20 protein-coding genes are annotated in these 17,517 nt (G+C 70.8%); 10 read left to right on the forward strand and 10 right to left on the reverse strand.

Annotation, left to right across the window (positions count from 1 at the left end; genetic code table 11):
• Positions 1 to 88 precede the first annotated feature (88 nt).
• From J0695_RS20875 to ilvA, 3 genes are all read right to left on the reverse strand, one after another.
• Positions 89 to 943 carry an ABC transporter permease gene (locus J0695_RS20875; RefSeq protein ID WP_206963641.1) on the reverse strand — a complete coding sequence of 285 codons (855 nt, stop codon included), beginning with the start codon at positions 941 to 943 and terminating at the stop codon, positions 89 to 91.
• A complete protein-coding gene (locus tag J0695_RS20880) occupies positions 940 to 1,929 on the reverse strand; it encodes an ATP-binding cassette domain-containing protein (RefSeq protein ID WP_206963642.1) in 990 nt (329 codons plus the stop codon). The genes J0695_RS20875 and J0695_RS20880 overlap by 4 nt, the downstream gene beginning before the upstream one ends.
• Before the next feature lie 123 nt (positions 1,930 to 2,052).
• Positions 2,053 to 3,282, reverse strand: coding sequence for a threonine ammonia-lyase (gene ilvA, locus J0695_RS20885; protein ID WP_206963643.1), 1,230 nt, complete (start codon positions 3,280 to 3,282; stop codon positions 2,053 to 2,055).
• 156 nt (positions 3,283 to 3,438) lie between these two features.
• On the opposite strand from ilvA, the gene J0695_RS20890 reads away from it, so the two are divergent.
• From J0695_RS20890 to J0695_RS20900, 3 genes are all read left to right on the forward strand, one after another.
• Positions 3,439 to 3,942 carry a MarR family winged helix-turn-helix transcriptional regulator gene (locus J0695_RS20890; RefSeq protein WP_206963644.1) on the forward strand — a complete coding sequence of 168 codons (504 nt, stop codon included), beginning with the start codon at positions 3,439 to 3,441 and terminating at the stop codon, positions 3,940 to 3,942.
• Positions 3,943 to 4,006: 64 nt separating this feature from the next.
• Positions 4,007 to 4,480 (forward strand): sigma factor-like helix-turn-helix DNA-binding protein, encoded by a 474-nt coding sequence (locus tag J0695_RS20895; protein WP_206963645.1) that lies wholly within the window; start codon positions 4,007 to 4,009, stop codon positions 4,478 to 4,480.
• On the forward strand, positions 4,477 to 4,728 hold the full coding sequence (locus tag J0695_RS20900; RefSeq protein WP_206963646.1) for a hypothetical protein: 252 nt from the start codon (positions 4,477 to 4,479) through the stop codon (positions 4,726 to 4,728). Before J0695_RS20895 ends, J0695_RS20900 begins: the two co-directional genes overlap by 4 nt.
• Positions 4,729 to 4,735: 7 nt before the next feature.
• Here J0695_RS20900 and J0695_RS20905 read toward each other — a convergent pair whose 3' ends face one another.
• Positions 4,736 to 4,840: a PLP-dependent transferase gene (locus J0695_RS20905; protein ID WP_372445807.1), complete on the reverse strand. Its 105-nt coding sequence runs from the start codon at positions 4,838 to 4,840 to the stop codon at positions 4,736 to 4,738.
• A 104-nt stretch (positions 4,841 to 4,944) separates the two neighbouring features.
• Positions 4,945 to 6,102, reverse strand: coding sequence for a cystathionine gamma-synthase (locus J0695_RS20910; protein ID WP_206963647.1), 1,158 nt, complete (start codon positions 6,100 to 6,102; stop codon positions 4,945 to 4,947).
• 52 nt (positions 6,103 to 6,154) lie between these two features.
• On the opposite strand from J0695_RS20910, the gene J0695_RS20915 reads away from it, so the two are divergent.
• Positions 6,155 to 7,264 carry a hypothetical protein gene (locus J0695_RS20915; protein ID WP_206963648.1) on the forward strand — a complete coding sequence of 370 codons (1,110 nt, stop codon included), beginning with the start codon at positions 6,155 to 6,157 and terminating at the stop codon, positions 7,262 to 7,264.
• 73 nt (positions 7,265 to 7,337) lie between these two features.
• Here the strand turns inward: J0695_RS20915 and msrA are convergent, their stop codons facing one another.
• Positions 7,338 to 7,850 (reverse strand): peptide-methionine (S)-S-oxide reductase MsrA, encoded by a 513-nt coding sequence (gene msrA, locus J0695_RS20920; RefSeq protein ID WP_206963649.1) that lies wholly within the window; start codon positions 7,848 to 7,850, stop codon positions 7,338 to 7,340.
• A gap of 147 nt (positions 7,851 to 7,997) precedes the next feature.
• Between msrA and J0695_RS20925 the strand changes: the two genes are divergently transcribed.
• The 4 genes from J0695_RS20925 (at position 7,998) to J0695_RS20940 (ending at position 11,555) form a co-directional block, all read left to right on the forward strand.
• Positions 7,998 to 8,741, forward strand: a complete 744-nt coding sequence (locus J0695_RS20925; protein ID WP_206963650.1) for a glucose 1-dehydrogenase — start codon at positions 7,998 to 8,000, stop codon at positions 8,739 to 8,741.
• 120 nt (positions 8,742 to 8,861) lie between these two features.
• A complete protein-coding gene (locus J0695_RS20930) occupies positions 8,862 to 9,515 on the forward strand; it encodes a maltokinase N-terminal cap-like domain-containing protein (protein WP_206963651.1) in 654 nt (217 codons plus the stop codon).
• Between the two features lie 18 nt (positions 9,516 to 9,533).
• On the forward strand, positions 9,534 to 10,238 hold the full coding sequence (locus J0695_RS20935) for an HAD family hydrolase (RefSeq protein WP_206963652.1): 705 nt from the start codon (positions 9,534 to 9,536) through the stop codon (positions 10,236 to 10,238).
• Between the two features lie 90 nt (positions 10,239 to 10,328).
• Positions 10,329 to 11,555, forward strand: a complete 1,227-nt coding sequence (locus J0695_RS20940) for a L,D-transpeptidase (protein ID WP_206963653.1) — start codon at positions 10,329 to 10,331, stop codon at positions 11,553 to 11,555.
• A 17-nt stretch (positions 11,556 to 11,572) separates the two neighbouring features.
• On the opposite strand, the gene J0695_RS20945 is transcribed toward J0695_RS20940, so the two are convergent.
• The gene (locus J0695_RS20945) at positions 11,573 to 12,136 is read right to left on the reverse strand and encodes a hypothetical protein (RefSeq protein ID WP_206963654.1); all 564 of its coding nucleotides are present in this window, start codon (positions 12,134 to 12,136) and stop codon (positions 11,573 to 11,575) included.
• 418 nt (positions 12,137 to 12,554) lie between these two features.
• On the opposite strand from J0695_RS20945, the gene J0695_RS20950 reads away from it, so the two are divergent.
• Positions 12,555 to 14,096, forward strand: a complete 1,542-nt coding sequence (locus J0695_RS20950) for a DUF8823 domain-containing protein (RefSeq protein ID WP_242552968.1) — start codon at positions 12,555 to 12,557, stop codon at positions 14,094 to 14,096.
• On the opposite strand, the gene J0695_RS20955 is transcribed toward J0695_RS20950, so the two are convergent.
• Both J0695_RS20955 and J0695_RS20960 read right to left on the reverse strand, forming a co-directional pair.
• Complete coding sequence (locus J0695_RS20955; RefSeq protein ID WP_206963655.1) at positions 14,090 to 14,443, reverse strand: DUF1330 domain-containing protein; 354 nt, start codon at positions 14,441 to 14,443, stop codon at positions 14,090 to 14,092. The two genes, J0695_RS20950 and J0695_RS20955, sit on opposite strands and share 7 nt — an antisense overlap.
• Before the next feature lie 95 nt (positions 14,444 to 14,538).
• Positions 14,539 to 15,585 (reverse strand): NAD(P)-dependent alcohol dehydrogenase, encoded by a 1,047-nt coding sequence (locus J0695_RS20960; RefSeq protein WP_206963656.1) that lies wholly within the window; start codon positions 15,583 to 15,585, stop codon positions 14,539 to 14,541.
• 148 nt (positions 15,586 to 15,733) lie between these two features.
• On the opposite strand from J0695_RS20960, the gene J0695_RS20965 reads away from it, so the two are divergent.
• Positions 15,734 to 16,600, forward strand: coding sequence for a helix-turn-helix domain-containing protein (locus J0695_RS20965; RefSeq protein WP_206963657.1), 867 nt, complete (start codon positions 15,734 to 15,736; stop codon positions 16,598 to 16,600).
• Positions 16,601 to 16,611: 11 nt separating this feature from the next.
• Here J0695_RS20965 and J0695_RS20970 read toward each other — a convergent pair whose 3' ends face one another.
• Complete coding sequence (locus J0695_RS20970) at positions 16,612 to 17,388, reverse strand: group II truncated hemoglobin (protein ID WP_206963658.1); 777 nt, start codon at positions 17,386 to 17,388, stop codon at positions 16,612 to 16,614.
• Positions 17,389 to 17,517: the final 129 nt, after the last annotated feature.

The following is a 17,517-nucleotide window of genomic DNA, read 5'->3' on the forward strand; positions in this document are numbered from 1 at the left end:
GACAGACCGCAGAAGCAGACCGCAGACCGCAGACCGCACGAAGCCCCGGCCGGTGTCCCGGCCGGGGCTTCGTCGTATCTGTCCTGTGTCAGGCGGTCGCCGAGCGGTACTTCCGTACCGCCAGGGTCCTGAAGACCACCAGGATCACGAGCGACCAGAGCAGAGAGGCCCAGACCGGGTGCTGCATGGGCCAGGCGTCGGAGGTCGAGACGCCCGGGTTGCCGAAGAGCACACGGCAGGCCTGGACGGTCGCGCTGAACGGGTTCCACTCGGCGACGGGCTGCAGCCAGCCCGGCATGGTGGCCGTCGGCACGAACGCGTTCGAGATGAACGTGACCGGGAAGAGCCAGATCAGCCCTCCGGACGTGGCCGCTTCGGGCGTACGGACCGAGAGGCCGATCAGCGCCCCGATCCACGAGAACGCGTACCCGAGAAGCAGCAGCAGCCCGAAGGCACCGAGCACCTTGCCGATGTTCTCGTGGGTGCGCCAGCCGACGAGGAGGGCGACGATCGCCAGGACCACCAGGGTCAGCGCCGTCTGGACCAGGTCGGCGAGGGTTCGCCCGGTGAGGACCGCGCCGCGCGACATGGGCAGGGAGCGGAAGCGGTCGATCAGACCCTTGTGCATGTCGTCGGCGATGCCCGCGCCCGCACCTGCGGTGGCGAAGGTGACGGTCTGGGCGAAGATGCCCGCCATCAGGAACTCGCGGTAGTCCTGGGGGTTCGTCGAGCCGTTGATGACCATCGAGCCGCCGAAGACGTAGCTGAACAGCACCACGAACATGATCGGCTGGATCAGCCCGAAGATGACCATCTCCGGGATCCGGGTCATCCGGATCAGATTGCGCTTGGCGATGACGAGCGAGTCGGAAACCGACTGGCCTATCCCGCCGCGCGGCCGGGGGGCCGCGGTGTTCGCCGTGGTCTCGGTGATGGCACTCACTTGCCGGCCTCCTTCTCGGTTCCGTTGCCGTTCTCGCCCTCGTCGAGCTCGGCCACGTGGCCGGTCAGCGAGAGGAACACGTCGTCGAGGGTGGGGCGGCGCAGTCCGATGTCGTCGATCTCGACGCCGCGTGCGTCCAGGTCGCGGATGACCTCGGCGAGCAGCTTCGCGCCGCCGGTGACCGGGACCGTGAGCCTGCGGGTGTGGTTCTCGACCTTCACCTCGCCCTTGCCGAGGGCCTGCATGACCTCGGCGGCCGGGGCGATCTGGTCGCGTTCATGGACGACGACCTCGACGCGCTCGCCGCCGATCTGGGCCTTGAGCTGGTCGGAGGTGCCGCGGGCGATGACCTTGCCGTGGTCGATGACGCAGATGTCGTGGGCGAGGTGGTCGGCCTCCTCCAGATACTGCGTGGTGAGCAGGAGCGTCGTACCGCCGGAGACCAACTCCCGGATGACGTCCCACAGTTGCTGCCGGTTGCGCGGGTCGAGCCCGGTCGTCGGCTCGTCCATGAACATCACCGGCGGGGAGACGACGAGCGCTGCCGCGAGGTCGAGGCGGCGGCGCATGCCTCCGGAGTACGTCTTGGAGGGGCGGTCCGCGGCGTCCGCGAGGTGGAAGCGGTCGAGGAGCTCGCCCGCGCGGGCCTTCGCCGCCTTGGCCGGCATCTGGTAGAGCTGGGCGACCATCTGGAGGTTCTCGCGGCCGGTCAAGTACTCGTCGACCGCGGCGAACTGGCCCGAGAGGCCGATGTTGCGACGGACTTCGTTCGGTTGCTTCACGACATCGATGCCCGCGACGGACAGCTTCCCGCTGTCCGGTGTGAGCAGGGTGGTCAGACAGCGGACGACGGTGGTCTTGCCAGCTCCATTGGGGCCGAGCAGACCCAGGACCGTGCCTTGCGGCACGTCGAGATCGACGCCGTCCACCGCTCGTACATCACCGAAGGTCTTGACCAGGCCTTCGGCATAGATCGCGCCTGGCATGTGGGTTCCCCCAGTTTTTTGGGTGAGTTCCTGCACAAATCTTAGATTTGCCGGGCGGCCAGCGCCCGGTGAGCGACTTCGCGGACCACACCCTAACGCGATACATCGCGTATGCGCAGGGGTTTAATCGATGACCGTGTAGCCCGCCGCCCGCAGCGCCCCACCGACCTCGGCGCAGTGCTCCGGACCCTTCGTCTCCAGGTGCAACTCCACCTCCACTTCGGCGAGTCCGAGCCGCGGGTCGATCCGTACGTGACCCACATCAAGGACGTTAGCGTCCGCCACTGACAACACCCCGAGGAGATTGGCGAGCGCGCCCGGACGGTCGGTCAGCCGCAGGCGCAGCGAGAGGTAGCGGCCCGCCGCCGCCATGCCGTGCGTGAGGATGCGCTGCATCAGGAGCGGGTCGACGTTCCCGCCGGACAGGACCGCGACGACCGGCCCCTCGAAGGACGCCGGATCGCTCAGCAGGGCCGCCACCGGGCTCGCCCCGGCCGGCTCCACCACCATCTTGGCGCGCTCCAGGCAGAGCAGCTGGGCGCTGGAGAGCTCGTACTCGGAGACCGTGCGGATCTCGTCGACGTACTCCTCGATGATCCTGAACGGGATGTCCCCGGGGCGGCCCACCTTGATGCCGTCCGCCATCGTCGTGGGGGCGGGGATCGAGACCGGGTGCCCGGCCGCGAGGGAGGGCGGGTAGGCGGCAGCGCCCGCTGCCTGGACGCCGATCACCTTGATGTCGGGCCGTATCGACTTCACCGCGACCGCGATGCCCGCGATCAGCCCGCCGCCTCCGACCCCGACGACGATCGTCCCCACCTCGGGGCACTGCTCCAGGATCTCCAGGCCCACCGTGCCCTGGCCCGCGATGATGTCGAGGTGGTCGAAGGGGTGGATGAAGACCGCACCGGTCGCCTCCGCGTACTCCTGGGCGGCGGCCAGGGTCTCGTCGACGACCTGCCCGCTGAGGATCACCTCGGCGCCGTACTCGCGCGTCGCCGCGACCTTCGGCAGCGGGGCCCCGACGGGCATGAACACGGTGGAGCGCACTCCCAGGAGTGAGGAGGCGAGGGCCACGCCCTGGGCGTGGTTGCCCGCGCTGGCGGCGACGACGCCCGCGGCCCGCTCCTCTGGGCTCAGGCCGGCGATCCGTACGTACGCGCCCCTGAGCTTGAAGGAACCGGTCCGCTGGAGGTTCTCGCACTTGAGGTGGACCGGGGAGCCGACCAGCCGCGACAGGTGCCTGCTGCCCTCCATCGCGGTCGAGCGGGACACCCCCGACAGCATCTTCTGAGCCCCGCGGATGTCGTCCAGGATCAGGGGCTGCAAGGGGTCTGACGTACCGAAGCTCATGACCGCAAGTCTCGCAGCTCAGCGCTGTGCGGGCCTGTCCGTCTGCCCCTTGGACGGGAGGGGGGTACGAGATTACGCACGGCCGGTACGGGTCTGCCCCGGGCCGCGTACTCTGTCCCCCACCAACCGCCCATCGCACGAATTGAGCCCCCGGCCATGCCCCTTTCTCAGGACATGACTTCTGATCTCGAACCAGGCCTCCTCGATGCGCTCCAGCACCAGGTGGCCCTCTTCGCCCGCCGTGCCGAGCAGACCAGGCTCGGGGGCGTGGGCCAGGTCCGCAACTCCATGGACCGGGCCGCGTATCTCCTGCTCAACCGGCTCGACCTGGAAGGCCCGATGGGCGTCAAGGCGCTCGCCGCCGGGATGGGGATCGATTCCTCGACCGTGACCCGGCAGGTGGCCCCGCTCGTCGACACCGGCCTGGTCAAGCGCACCTCGCACCCCGAGGACGGCCGCGCGGTCGTCCTCCAGCTCTCCCCGCGCGGCCAGGCCCGCCTGGGCGAGGTCCGGTCCTCGCGGCGCGAGCTCATGGCGCAGGTGACGGACGGCTGGACGGAGGAGGAGCGCGAGTCGTTCTGCACTCTGCTCACCCGCTTCAACTCGGCGCTCTCCGTGCGTGCTTCGGGCCATCAGGAGAGCGACACTCCGGCCTCTTGACCGCAGCGGCCTGCCTGCCCTCATATGAGGGGAGGGCAGGCCCTACGGACAGGGAGGTCGTACTGTGCGCGAGCGGTCGGCGGTCCGAGAAGTCCGCCGCGCCCGGGAGTTCGAGGCATTCGTCGCGGGCGCGGCCGGCCGGCTGTTGCATGCCGCGACCCTGCTGACCGCCGAGCCCGTCGACGACAACCCGCGGGCACGGCGGCTGCTGCTGGTCGCCCTGTCGGGTACGTACGCCCGCTGGGACAGGCTGCGCGGCGAGGACCCGTACGACCGCACCCGCCAGGAACTGGCCTCGCGCTTCGCGCGGGGGGCCTGGCGCTATCACCGGATCCGGGGCGGTGTCCTGGACCGGCTGTCCCCCCAGGAGCGGCTGATCCTGGTGCTGCGGCTGTACGAAGGGGTGGCCGAGGAGCAGACGGCCGCGCTGATCGGGCTGCCGGTGGAGCGGGTCCACACGATCTGCATGCGGGCCATCGCGGTGATGCGCTCGAAGAAGCCGCCGTCATCGCGGCTGCGGCAGGTGGCGCTCCCATGACGGCCCCGGACCGCAAGGAGACCGAGGTCCGTCTGATGCTGGAGGCCCCGCATCCGGCGATCCCCCCTGACCTGGCGGCCCGCGCCACGGAGCGCGGGGCACGGATGCAGCGCCGGCGGCGGATCGCCCGGCGGGCGGGGTGGCTGCTGCTGGCCGCGGTGCTGCTTGCCGCGGTGGTGTGGATGGCGGTGGAGCAGCCGTGGGCGGTGCCGCCGTCTACGACGACACCGCCGGTGGAAGGGATCTAGCCCCGGACTAACCCAGCGCCTGCTTCAGATCAGCCAGCAGGTCATCGGCCGACTCGATCCCGACCGACAGCCGTACGAGGTCCCCCGGCACCTCAAGAGCCGACCCCGCCACGCTCGCATGCGACCTCTCCCCCGTGCTGCCCTCGCACCGCTCGGCCCCAGGGGGCCTCACAGGCTTCGGGACAGCTGCGCCGGCCTCCGTCCGCCGGACCCGGATCAGCCCAGCGCCTGCTTCAGATCAGCCAGCAGGTCATCGGCCGACTCGATCCCGACCGACAGCCGTACGAGGTCCCCCGGCACCTCAAGAGCCGACCCCGCCACGCTCGCATGCGTCATCCGGCCCGGGTGCTCGATCAGCGACTCGACGCCGCCCAGGGACTCGCCCAGCGTGAAGAGCTTCGCGCGGTTGCAGACCTCGACCGCCGCCTCCTCGCCGCCCGCGACCTGGAAGGAGATCATGCCGCCGAAGGCCTTCATCTGCTTGGCCGCGGTCTCGTGGCCGGGGTGGTCGGGCAGGCCCGGGTAGAGGACCTTGGTGACCTTCGGGTGGGCGGTCAGCATCTCCGCGACCCGGCCGGCGTTCTCGCAGTGCCGGTCCATGCGGACGGCCAGCGTCTTGATGCCGCGCAGCACGATCCACGAGTCGAAGGGACCCGCGATCGCGCCCATCGCGTTCTGGTGGTACGCCAGTTCCTCGCCCAGCGCCTGGTCGGCCGTGATCAGCGCGCCGCCGACCACGTCCGAGTGACCGCCCATGTACTTGGTGAGCGAGTGCACGACGACGTCCGCGCCGAGCGCGAGCGGCTGCTGCAGGTAGGGGCTGGCGAACGTGTTGTCGACGACGAGCCGGGCGCCCGCCGTGCGCGCCACCTGCGCGACCGCCGCGATGTCGGTGATGCCGAGCAGCGGGTTGGAGGGCGTCTCGACCCAGATGACCTTCGTACGGGGGGTGATCGCGTCGCGGACCGCCGCCGGGTCGGAGGTGTCGGCGACCGACCACTCCACGCCCCAGCGGGAGACGACCTTGGCGAAGAGCCTGAAGGTGCCGCCGTACGCGTCGTTGGGGATGACGACATGGTCACCGGGGCTGAGCAGCGTACGCAGCAGGCAGTCCTCGGCGGCCAGTCCCGAGGCGAAGGCGAGGCCGCGGCTGCCGCCTTCCAGGGCCGCCAGGTTCTCCTCTAGGGCGGTACGGGTGGGGTTGGCGCTGCGGCTGTACTCATAGCCGCCGCGCAGCCCGCCGACACCGTCCTGCTTGTACGTGGAGACCTGGTAGATCGGGGGGACGACCGCGCCTGTGAGGGCGTCGGCGGTGTTTCCGGCGTGAATGGCGAGAGTCTCGAAACTCTGGTGCGCACTGTGCTGGTCGCTCATGAGGACCGAGCGTAGTTGGTCGGATGTCAGTCGTGTCTGGTTCCCTTGTGTCATGGAGATTCTCTTGATCCTGCTCGCGGTCTGCATGCTGACGGCCGCCATCGGCCCGATGCTGCGGCGCAGGCGCGCGGGACGCGGCCTGCAGCTGGTGTCGCCTGACGCACCGGACGCGGCGGACCCTGCGCATTACGGCTTCGTACGGCAGGAGCTGCTGGACGTGCGTCTGCCCGGCCCCGACCGCGATCTCCTGGACGTATGGGAAGTGGTGCAGCACACCCAGGACTGGCGGGCCGCGTCCCAGCTCCTCGCGGGGACGCCCAAGGAGGGCGAGCTGCGGCTGCAGCGCGTGCAGGCCTTCGCGGGCGCGGCGTCGCTGGAGCTGGCGCAGCAGCCGGGCACGGGCGGGGCCTGGCTGCGGAAGTGGCGTGCGGAGTCGCCGAAGGACGCGGGCGCGGCGCAGGTGCACGCCGAGTTCCTGGTGCAGCAGGCCTGGCGGTCGTCGGCGGCGCACGCGGACGACTTCCGGATCATCCTGGAGGAGGCACGGACGGTCTGCGGCGAGGCGGCGCTGCTCGCCCCCGGCGACCCCGTGCCGTACATCACGGAACTGGCGGTGGCGCGCGGACTGGCGTACCCGCGGCCGGAGTTCGAGCAGCTCTGGGCGAAGGTGATCGACCGCGCACCGACGCACATGGGGGCGCATCTGGCGGCTCTTCACTACTGGTGCGAGAAGTGGCACGGCTCGCGTGAACTGGCGGACGAGTTCGCCCACGCGGCGGCCGCCCGCGCCCCCAAGAGCTCGCTGCTGCCCGCCCTGCCGCTGTTCGCGGTGTACGAGCACCTTCCGGAAGTGGTCCTGGTCCAGGACTTCTACGGCAGCGCGGTGGTGAGCCGCGCGATGGAGGGCGCGCTGCACGCGGTGCACACGGCCCGAGCGGACAACCCGATGCTCGCGCACGTACGGCACCTGCTGATCCTCTTCCTGGTGCGCGGCGAGCGGTGGGCGGAGGCGATGGACCAGTTCGTGCACGTCGACGGCCATGTGGGCGCACTGCCGTGGACGCTGAACGGGGACCCGGCGGCGGAGTACGCGGTGTACCGGGCGCTGGCGGTGGCGGGGTACGAGGCGAACGGCGGGAGCCCGGCGACGCTGCCGCGCTGACGCCGCTGCCGTCTCCCGCCCCCCGCCCGCCGAGTCGCCGGGCCGGCCTCCTCGCGGTCAGCCCTCCGCGCGGTCAGCCCTCCGCGCGGGCGGGCAGCCGCCATCCCGGGCGCGGGAAGTGGCAGGTGTAACCCTCCGGGTAACGCTCCAGGTAGTCCTGGTGCTCGGGCTCGGCCTCCCAGAAGGGGCCGACCGGCTCCACCTCGGTGACGACCTTGCCCGGCCACAGTCCGGAGGCGTCCACATCCGCGATCGTGTCCTCGGCGATCCGCTTCTGCTCGTCGTCCACGTAGTAGATCGCGGAGCGGTAGCTGAGGCCGATGTCGTTGCCCTGGCGGTTCCTGGTGCTCGGGTCGTGGATCTGGAAGAAGAATTCCAGGAGGGTGCGGAAATCGGTCCCCGCGGGATCAAAAAGGATCTCCAGGGCCTCCGCGTGCGTGCCGTGGTTGCGGTACGTCGCGTTCGGCACATCCCCGCCTGTGTATCCGACCCGGGTCGCCGTCACTCCGGGGAGTCGGCGGACCAGGCCCTCCATCCCCCAGAAGCATCCGCCCGCCAGCACGGCCCTCTGTGTCTGCGCAGCCATTGCGGCCCTCCAATTTCAGTCGGCTCGGTCATTCCCTCAACGCACGAAAGTTCCCGGCGATTCCGTGCCCGCCCCACCGGGCGCGGGTAGGTTCGGGCCCGGCAAGCTCGTCCAGGGATCAGTAGCAGATGAGTAGAGGGAGGGGTCATGGCAGCACTCGCAGGCAAGACCGCAGTCGTCACCGGTGGTTCGCGCGGCATCGGCCGGGCCATCGTGCTGCGGCTCGTGCGGGACGGGGCCTCGGTGGTCTTCAATTACGCACGGAGCAAGGAGGCCGCCGACGAGGTCGTACGGGAAGCGGAAGCGGCGGGCGGGACCGTCACCGCGCTCCAGCTCGACCTGGCCGAGCCAGGCGCCGCCGAGGCCCTGATGGAGGCCGCCGACCAGCAGCTCGGCGGGCTCGACATCCTCGTCAACAACGCCGCCGCCCCCATCGAGGTCGCTCCCATCGCCGAGACCGATGAGGCGGACTTCGACCGTACGATGGCGGTCAACGCCAAGTCCGTGTTCCTGACCGTGCGTTACGCGGCCCGACACCTGCGCGACGGCGGACGCATCGTGAACATCTCCAGTCTCAACACCGTCCGGCCCGCCCCGGGAAACGCTCCGTACGCGGCCAGCAAGGGCGCCGTGGAGCAGTTGACCCTGGTCGCCTCGCGCGAGCTGGGCGCCCGCGGGATCACCGTCAACACGGTCTCCCCGGGAGCCACCGACACGGACCTGCTCCGCGGCGCCAACCCGCCGGAGGCGCTGACCCGGGTCGCCGGTCTGACGCCGCTCGGCCGCCTGGGCACCCCCGAGGACGTGGCGGACGTGGTGGCCTTCCTGGCGGGCCCGGACGGCCGCTGGCTCACGGGCCAGAACCTCCGCGCCACCGGCGGCATTCTCTAGCGCCGGGCGCCCGGCGCCCGGACGCAGCGCGCCATGGCCTCCGCACCGGAGACCTGACCGCTCGGATGGCAGGATGAGCACAGGCCGCACGCGCTCAGGACTCGGGAAAGGTGCCACCGCATGGCAGTCATTCACCGCACCACGCTCACGCCCACCAAGCTGGAGCTCCTCGCCGGTTGGCTGCCCGCGCAGGCCTGGTACACCGGCGGCGGGAGCGAGCCCCTGCTCGCCAAGGCCGGAGGGTTTCGGCTCGACGATCCCGAGGGCGAGGTCGGCATCGAGTTCATGGCCGTCCGCGACTCCTCCGAGGGCCAAGTCGTCACCTACCACGTGCCGTTCACCTATCGCGCGGCTCCTCTGGCCGGCGCCGAGAAGGGGCTCATCGGCACCACCGAGCACGGCGTGCTCGGCAAGCGCTGGGTGTACGACGGCGCCCATGACCCCGTCCTCGTAAGGCAGTTGCTCGCCCTGCTCCTCGGCAGAGCCGAGCCGCAGGCGCAGAGCCTCAGCAACACCCCCGACCCGACGGTCGTCGCGCAGTTCGCGGCGGACAGCCGGCCCACGGGGGCGGTCCTCTCCGCCGACGCCACCGACGGGCCCGGGCGCACCGATCTTCTCGTACGGACCGAGGGTGCGGCCGGGGCACTGACCATCGGTGTGCGGCGCATCCTGGAAGTGGGCGAAGACGGGGGCGAGTCGGGGCACGTCAGCGGCGGGTGGGCACTGCCCGACGGGAGCACGGCGCGCGGAATGTACGTCGTCGTCAAGCCCTGAGCAGGCGAGACTGTACGGGTGATCACACCCATTGAACTCGTCATATTCGACTGCGACGGCGTCCTCGTCGACAGCGAGCACATCGCCGTACGCGTCCACGCCGCCGTCGGCGCCGAACTCGGCTGGCCGCTGACCGAGGACGACGTCATGGAGCGCTTCATCGGGCGCTCCGCCCTCTCCAACGGCGAGCAGATCGCCGCACGGCTCGGCGCCGACACCGCCGCCGCGTGGCAGCGGCGCTTCGACGAGCTGCACCATGAGGCCGTCGACCGCGATCTCGTCGCGGTCGACGGGATCCACGAGGCGCTCGACGAGATCGCGCTCCCCGTCTGCGTGGCATCCAGCGGCAGCCACGAGAAAATGCGCCACACGCTGGGGCGGACCAGCCTGTACGAGCGCTTCGACGGCCGGATCTTCAGCGCGACCCAGGTCGCCCACGGAAAGCCCGCGCCCGACCTCTTCCTGTACGCCGCCCGGCAGTTGGGCGTCGAGCCCGCCGCCTGCGTGGTCGTCGAGGACAGCAAATACGGCGTCCAGGCCGCCCGCGCCGCCGGAATGCGGGCTTTCGGTTACGCGGGCGGGCTGACCCCCGCCGCCTGGCTGGAGGGCCCCGGGACCGTCGTCCTCGAGGACATGCGGAAGCTGCCGCGGCTGCTGACGGAAGCCCGAGAAGGTGTCGGATCCGGGCCCGTCCGGCAGACTGCTCTGGAGGGACGAACGTGATCAATAGGGCATAGCGCCCTGTGCTGGGAGGCCGGAGCCTTGATATCCACGTCCACGCAGTCCGCCCATGGCCGGCGGAGTTGGGCCGCAATGCTGGCGGTGCCGGTCGCGGCGGTCATGGCGCTGGCCGGGTGTTCCGGCGGGTCGGGGGGCGGTGGGAGCGCCACCGCCGGCGTGACGAAATCGAGCGCGCCCAAGGCCGCCATCTCGCTCACCCCGAAGAACGGCGCCACCGGCATCGGCATCGGCGCCGGTGCGGTCAAGGCCTCCGTGGCGGAGGGGAAGCTCACCTCCGTCACCCTCTCCGACCCCGGTACCGGCCTTTCCGTACCGGGGACGACGGACGCCTCCAAGACCTCCTGGAAATCCTCGCGGGCCCTGGACCGCGGGACCAAGTACACCCTGACGGCGAAGGCCGAGGACTCCGACGGGAAGTCCGCGACCCGCGTATCGCGCTTCACCACCGTCTCGAAGGCGAATTCGGCGATCGCGTACTACACCCCCGAGAACAACAGCAACGTCGGCGTCGGCATGGAGGTCTCCTTCAAGCTCGACAAGCCCGTCACCGACAAGAAGGCCGTCGAGTCCGCCGTCACCATCACCTCGTCCACCGGGCAGCAGGCCGTCGGGCACTGGTTCGGGACGCAGCGGCTGGACTTCCGGCCGCAGGAGTACTGGACGGCGGGCTCCACCGTGAAGGTCGCCTTCGACCTGGACGGTGTCGAGGTCTCGCAGGGTGTGTACGGCGTCCAGAACAAGTCCTTCACCTTCACCGTGGACCGCAAGCAGGTCTCCACCGTCGACGCGGCCACCCATCAGATGACCGTCGTCAGGGACGGCGCGACGCTCAAGACCATTCCGGTGTCGACCGGCTCCCCGAAGTACCCGACCTGGAACGGCATCATGGCCATCGAGGAGCAGTTCGAGCAGACCAAGATGGATTCCACGACCGTCGGCCTCGGCGACGAGTACGACATCCCCGATGTCCCGCACGCCCAGCGGCTGACCACTTCCGGGACCTTCATCCACGGCAACTACTGGTCGGACCCGTCCATCTTCGGCTCGGAGAACACCAGCCACGGATGCATCGGTCTGCAGGACGTGCAGGGCGGCGGGGACAGTTCGGCCCCCGGCGCCTGGTTCTACAGCAATTCGCTGCTCGGCGACCTTGTCGTCGTCAAGAACTCCGCCGGCGGCGGGGACGTCGCCGCGGACAACGGCCTCAACGGCTGGAACCTCTCCTGGGCGACGTGGACCGCCGGGAGTGCCCTCAGCCAGCCGGGCACCCGGACGGGCACACAGTCCGGGACCACGTAACTCCGGCCCCCGTGCGGTTACTTGGCGCCGCAGCCCGTGGAGACGCGGACCTTGTTCGACCAGGTGTTGGTGGCGAGGTCGAGGACCATCAGCGTCGAGTTCTGCCGGTAGCCGTACGCGGTGCAGTCCAGCAGGCCCGTCGTGACGTCGAAGGCGCCGCCGGGGCGGCCCGAGACGTAGTGCGCGGTGGTGGTCGCGGTCCAGCTCGGCACTCCAGGGAAGCCGCCGTCCTTGAAGACGGCCAGCCGCACCTGGGCGTAGCTGAAACTCTGGCCGTGCAAGGTGATGCCGTAGATGCCGATCGTGCTCGACCTGCGGGTCGCCCAGGCGTAGGGGTTGAGACCGAACGCCTTGCCCTCCACAGCCGGCTTGCCGACCGTGGCCGCCGCCTTGGCCGGTGCGGCCGCCGCCTTGGCCGGTGCGGTGGTCGCCGCGGCCGACTTCGATCCGTGCGCCGCACACGAGGTGGTCGTGGCCACGGCCGCCGCCGCGAACAGCGTCGCGAGTCCGAGGGCCGCGGTGCGCCTTCCGCGCCCGGTGCGGGTTGGGTTTGCGTCGGTTCGTACGGTCTTGGCGTTCATGGTCTCCCCCGAGCCTGTCGGCCGCTCCCCCCGTGGGGCGGCCTTCGCGGTGAGGGACGGGGGCCGGGACCGGCTCGGTTGCGGGGCCCCCTGGGCGGGTCCGGCGCTCGGGCGCGAGGGGCCGGCGCGCGGCCGGCGGGGAGGTGCGCGGGCGCGTACCGGACCTTCCGTGCACGGATTTTGACGGTACGTCAGTCACGCGCGCCCTCAGCTGCGGAGCATCTCATCCCGCACCGGATTCCCGCCGTCCGCACCCGCTCTCCCGCCCCGGAAGGCGTACCTCCGGGGACAGCGGGACCAGGATCCCGTGCGTAGGCGCTGCGGGTCCGCGGCCGGACGACCGTACCGCCGTTGTCGGCACCGCGTCTCGGCCCCCTGCGGTAGTCCCGGCGGGGACCTTTAGGGTGCCTCTGTGGGGATGAGTCAGAGTGTGCGGCCGCGGGCCGTCGGAATCGCGCGGTCCGGGGAAGCCGTCGCCTGGTGGCGGGTGCCTGCCGTGGCGACGGCCGTTGCCCTGCCGCTGTACGTGGTGTGGGCCGCCGTCCTGGCCACCGGCGGCGGCGACCTCGCGGCGCAGCTCGCCTGGGCCGGGTTCACCGCGCGGCATCCGGGGGCCGCGTACAACCTCTCCTGGTACGGCGGAAGCCACACCGCCAACTACAGCCTCCTGACCCCCTACCTGATGGCCTGGTTCGGCGTGCGGGCCGTCTCCGTCGCGGCGGGACTCGGCGCGACCTGGGTGCTGGCCTGTCTGGCCGGGCGCTGGGGGTACGCACCCGCACTGCTCGGGGCCGCGGCGATCTGGTGCAACGTCGCGTCCGGACGTACGACCTTCGCGGTCGGCGTCGCGATCGGCCTGCTCGCGCTGCTGTACGTACGCAGGGCGGTCCCCGCCGTCCTGTGCGCCGCGCTCGCCACGATGGCCAGCCCGGTCGCCGGTCTTTTCCTCGTCGTGGCCGGGGCGGCGTATCTCCTCGACCGGCGGTGGGGACTCGCGGCGCGCCTGATCGTGGCGCCCGCCGTGGTCGTCGCGGCCACCACCGTCGTCTTCCCCTTCCACGGCGAACAGCCCATGGCCGTCGGCAAGCTCTGGATGCCGCTCACCGCCTGCGTGGCCCTGGGGGCGGCCGCACGGCCGCGGATCGTGCGATACGCCGCCGGGGTCTACGGGCTCGGTGTCGTACTGACCTATTTCATCGCCTCCCCCATCGGCACGAACGTCGAGCGGCTGGTGGGGCTCGCGGGGCCTGTGGTGCTGCTGATCGCCGTGCTCACCGCGTCGTCCGCCGCCCGGCGCCTGCTCCTGGTGGCCGCCCTCTGCGTCAACTGCTACTGGCTCGTCGACAAGACCCTGGACGATCTGCGCGTCTCCGACACCGTGCCCGCCTGGGCCTCGGACACCGGCGGTGTCGTCGCCGAGCTGAAGCGGCTGGACGCCGACCGGACCCGGGTCGAGGTGGTCCCCGCGCGCAACCACCGGGAGGCGACCGCGCTCGCGCCGCACGTGAACATGGCACGCGGCTGGAACCGGCAGCTCGACGTCGAGCGCGGCCGGCTGTTCTACGACGGGACGCTCACCCCCGCCACGTACCGCGCCTGGCTGAACCACTGGGCGGTCGGCTACGTCGTGCTGCCCGACGGCAGGCCGGACGGCCCCGCCGAGGGCGAGGCCGCGATCGTCGGCGCGGGGACGCCGTGGCTGGAGCCGGTCTGGCGCGATGCGCACTGGAGCGTCTACCGGGTGCGGGACGCGGTGCCGCTGGTGTCGGCTCCCGCGACCGTCGTGCGCGGGAGCGACGCGGAGCTGGTGGTACGGATGCCCGGCGCCGGGTCCACCACCGTGCGGATCGCGTACTCGCCGTGGCTGAAGGCGGAGGGTGCGCGGGTGGCGAAGGACGGGGAGTGGGTCAGGCTGACGGTGGACCGGGCGGGCACGTACCGGCTCGGTTCCGGCTACTGAGCCTGGGCCTGGGCCTCGCGGAACGCAGCCGCCGTCTTCCCCGCGTCGTAACCGAGCGGGACGCCCTCCACCAGCACGATGTCGCCGGGGATGTGGTCGGCGCGGAGCGGGACCAGCTCCTGGTAGGCCGGGGAGTCGTACCACTCGCGCGCCTCCTCGATGCCGGGGAAGCCGATGACCACCAGCGCCTCCCGCCAGGCGCCCTCGCGCACCTCCAGCGTCGCGTTGTGGACGAGGAAGCGGCCACCGAAGGGGTCCAGGGTCGACTGGATCTTCTCCATGTAGACGAAGACGTCCTCGTGGAGAGGGCTGGTGGGGCGCAGATTGCCTATCGCGTAAGCACTCATGAGAACGGGTCCTCCCCGGTCGGAATCGGTTGTCCCGATCCTCCCGGGGAGGGCGTCGTGCGTCGATTACCTCAGAGGTAAGGCGACCAGGGCGATCAGATCGTCGCCGTGTCGATCACGAAGCGGTAGCGCACATCGCTGTTGATGACGCGCTCGTACGCCTCGTTGATCTGGTCCGCGCGGATCACCTCGATCTCCGCGCCGAGACCGTGCAGCGCGCAGAAGTCCAGCATCGCCTGGGTCTCGGCGATGCCACCGATCATCGAACCGGCCAGCGTCTTGCGGCCGCCGATCAGCGAGAACAGGTTGAGCGAGATGGGCTCCTCGGGGGCGCCCACGTTGACCAGCGCGCCGTCCGTCTTGACGAGGGAGAGGTACGCGGAGAAGTCCAGCGGCGCCGAGACCGTCGAGATGATCAGGTCGAAGGTGCCCGCGAGGTCCTCGAAGGTCTTCGGGTCGCTCGTCGCGTAGAAGTGGTCGGCGCCGAGCTTCTTGCCGTCCTCCTGCTTGCGCAGCGACTGCGAGAGCACGGTCACCTCGGCGCCGAGCGCGTGCGCGATCTTGACGCCCATGTGACCGAGACCGCCGAGGCCGACGATGGCGACCTTCTTGCCCGGGCCCGCGTTCCAGTGGGCGAGCGGCGAGTAGAGGGTGATGCCGGCGCAGAGCAGCGGGGCGGCCTCGTCGAGCCCGACGCCCTCGGGGATGCGCAGGGTGTAGTTCTCGTCGACGACGATGTGCGTGGAGTAGCCGCCGTAGGTGGGCTCGCCGTCCTTGCCGAGCGAGTTGTACGTGCTGACGCCGGCGCCCGAGCAGTACTGCTCAAGACCCTGCTTGCAGTACTCGCACTCGCGGCAGGAGTCCACGAAACAGCCGACGCCCACCCGGTCGCCGACCTTGAACTTGGTCACTCCGTCGCCGACCTCGGCGACCAGGCCTGCGATCTCGTGGCCGGGGACCATCGGGTAGATGCCCTCGCCCCAGCCGTCGCGGGCCTGGTGGATGTCGGAGTGGCAGATACCCGCGTACTTGATGTCGATCAGGACGTCATGCTCGCCGACCGGCCGGCGCGGCACGGTGGTGCGCTCCAGCGGGGCCTTGGCCGAGGGGGCGGCGTAAGCAGCGACGGTGGTGATGCTCATGCGGAACGATCTCCTCAGGAGGGGGGTGTCTGAGTACAGCCTGCCTGAGCGACGAAGGATTACCCAGGTCACTGTCTTGCCTACGTCCAGTGGACGTACTACTGGCAGGGACAGGCTTCCGTACGTACGACCACGGATACTGGACGTCATGGACCAGCGCGCCGAACTCAGCGAATTCCTCCGTTCCCGCCGGGCCCGGCTCAAGCCCGGGGACGTGGGGCTGCCGGAGCACGGACGGGCCCGCCGCGTGCCCGGGCTGCGGCGCGAGGAGCTGGCGCAGCTGGCCGGTGTCTCGGTGGCGTACTACACACGTCTCGAACAGGGCAACGGCCGCAATGTCTCCGCCGAGGTCCTCGACGCCATCGCGCGGGCGCTGCGGCTGTCCGACGCCGAGCAGGCGCACCTCACCCACCTCGCCAAGCCGAAGACGAAGAAGAAGCGGCAGTCGGCCGCGCGCCCGCAGAAAGTGCGGGCGGACGTCCAGTACCTGATGGACGCGATGGACGGTGTGCCGGCGTACCTGCTGGGGCAGCGCCTGGACATCCTCGGCATGAACCGGCTCGCGCAGGCGCTCTTCGGCGACTTCACGGCGGTGGAGCCGGGCGACCGGAACGTGGCCAGGCAGGTCTTCCTCAACCCCGCGCAGCGCGACCTCTACCTCGACTGGGAGTGCAAGGCGACCGAGGTGGTGAGCATCCTGCGGCTGTACGCGGGCTGCTCGCCCGACGACCCCCAGCTCTCCGCCCTGGTGGGTGAACTCTCCGTCAAGAGCGACGAGTTCAGGACGCTGTGGGCGGCGCACACGGTGACCGAGAAGGGTCACGGAGTGAAGCGGCTGCACCATCCGGTGGTGGGCGATCTGACCCTCTCGTACGAGACCATGAAGTTCCCGGACGACCACGACCTGTCCCTGGTCACCTTCCACGCCGAGCCGGGGTCCGCGTCGGCGGAGTCGCTGCGGCTGCTCGCGAGCTGGGGCGTGGACACGCCCACGCCCACACCCCTGGCCCGCTGACCTTTTGCCCGCTAGCCCTGATACGGAGGGGCCACACCCCAGCCCCAGTGCGGTACGGGGGCGCGGGGCGGCGGGGTCGCACCCGGCTGCGAGTTGACCAGCGCGATCCTGGTGCCCCACTCGATGTACGCGGCGAACGCGGACCGGAACTCGGGGTCGTCGGGCAGCGCCACCTCATCGGCGGCATCCATCAGCAGCGAGGCCCAGCGGCGGCGCTGCGGTTCGGTGATGGCACGGCCGAGGTGGTGGGAGAGCATGGCGGGGTAACCGCCGTGCGCGGTCGTGTAGTCGGCCGGCCCGCCGAAGACCTCGCCGAGCCAGACGGCGACGTGCGCGGGGTGGTCGGACGACATCTCGGCGAAGACCGGGGCGAGGAGCTCGTCCTTGCGTACGTGGACGTAGAAGGCCTCGGTGAGCCGCGCGAGGGCTTCGGCGCCACCGGCCCACTCGAAGAGGGTGGGGACGGATCCGCCGGTGCCGCGGACGGCGGTCGGCGTGTAGTGGCGCATCTCCTCGATCTGCTCGATGTACGGCCTGATCTCGGCGAAGAAGGCCGGGAAGAGCTCACTGCGCCGGAACCCTTCGAGGTGGTCACGGGCGGAGGTCCAGGTGATCCGGAGGATGTAGGCGGCGGGCTCTTCGTCGCACCGGGTGAGCTCGTAGTCGACGCAGTGCGGGGACTGGGCGAGGGGGGCGGCGGCGCGGGCGTAGGCCGCCTCGAAGTCGGCGGCGCGGGCTTCGGGGATGCGGTAGCGGATGTACTCGACGGTTTCGCTGGCGCTGGCCACGAGGTCAACTCCCTTACGGAGGACGGTAATGGGGCCAAGGTATGCCGATGCGACGCGCCAGGGCCGGGACTTCGCTGTCAGCGTCACCCTGGGGGCTCCGCCCCCAGACCCCCGCTCCTCAATCGCCGG

Source organism: Streptomyces beijiangensis (assembly GCF_017315755.1).
Lineage (GTDB): Bacteria > Actinomycetota > Actinomycetes > Streptomycetales > Streptomycetaceae > Streptomyces > Streptomyces beijiangensis.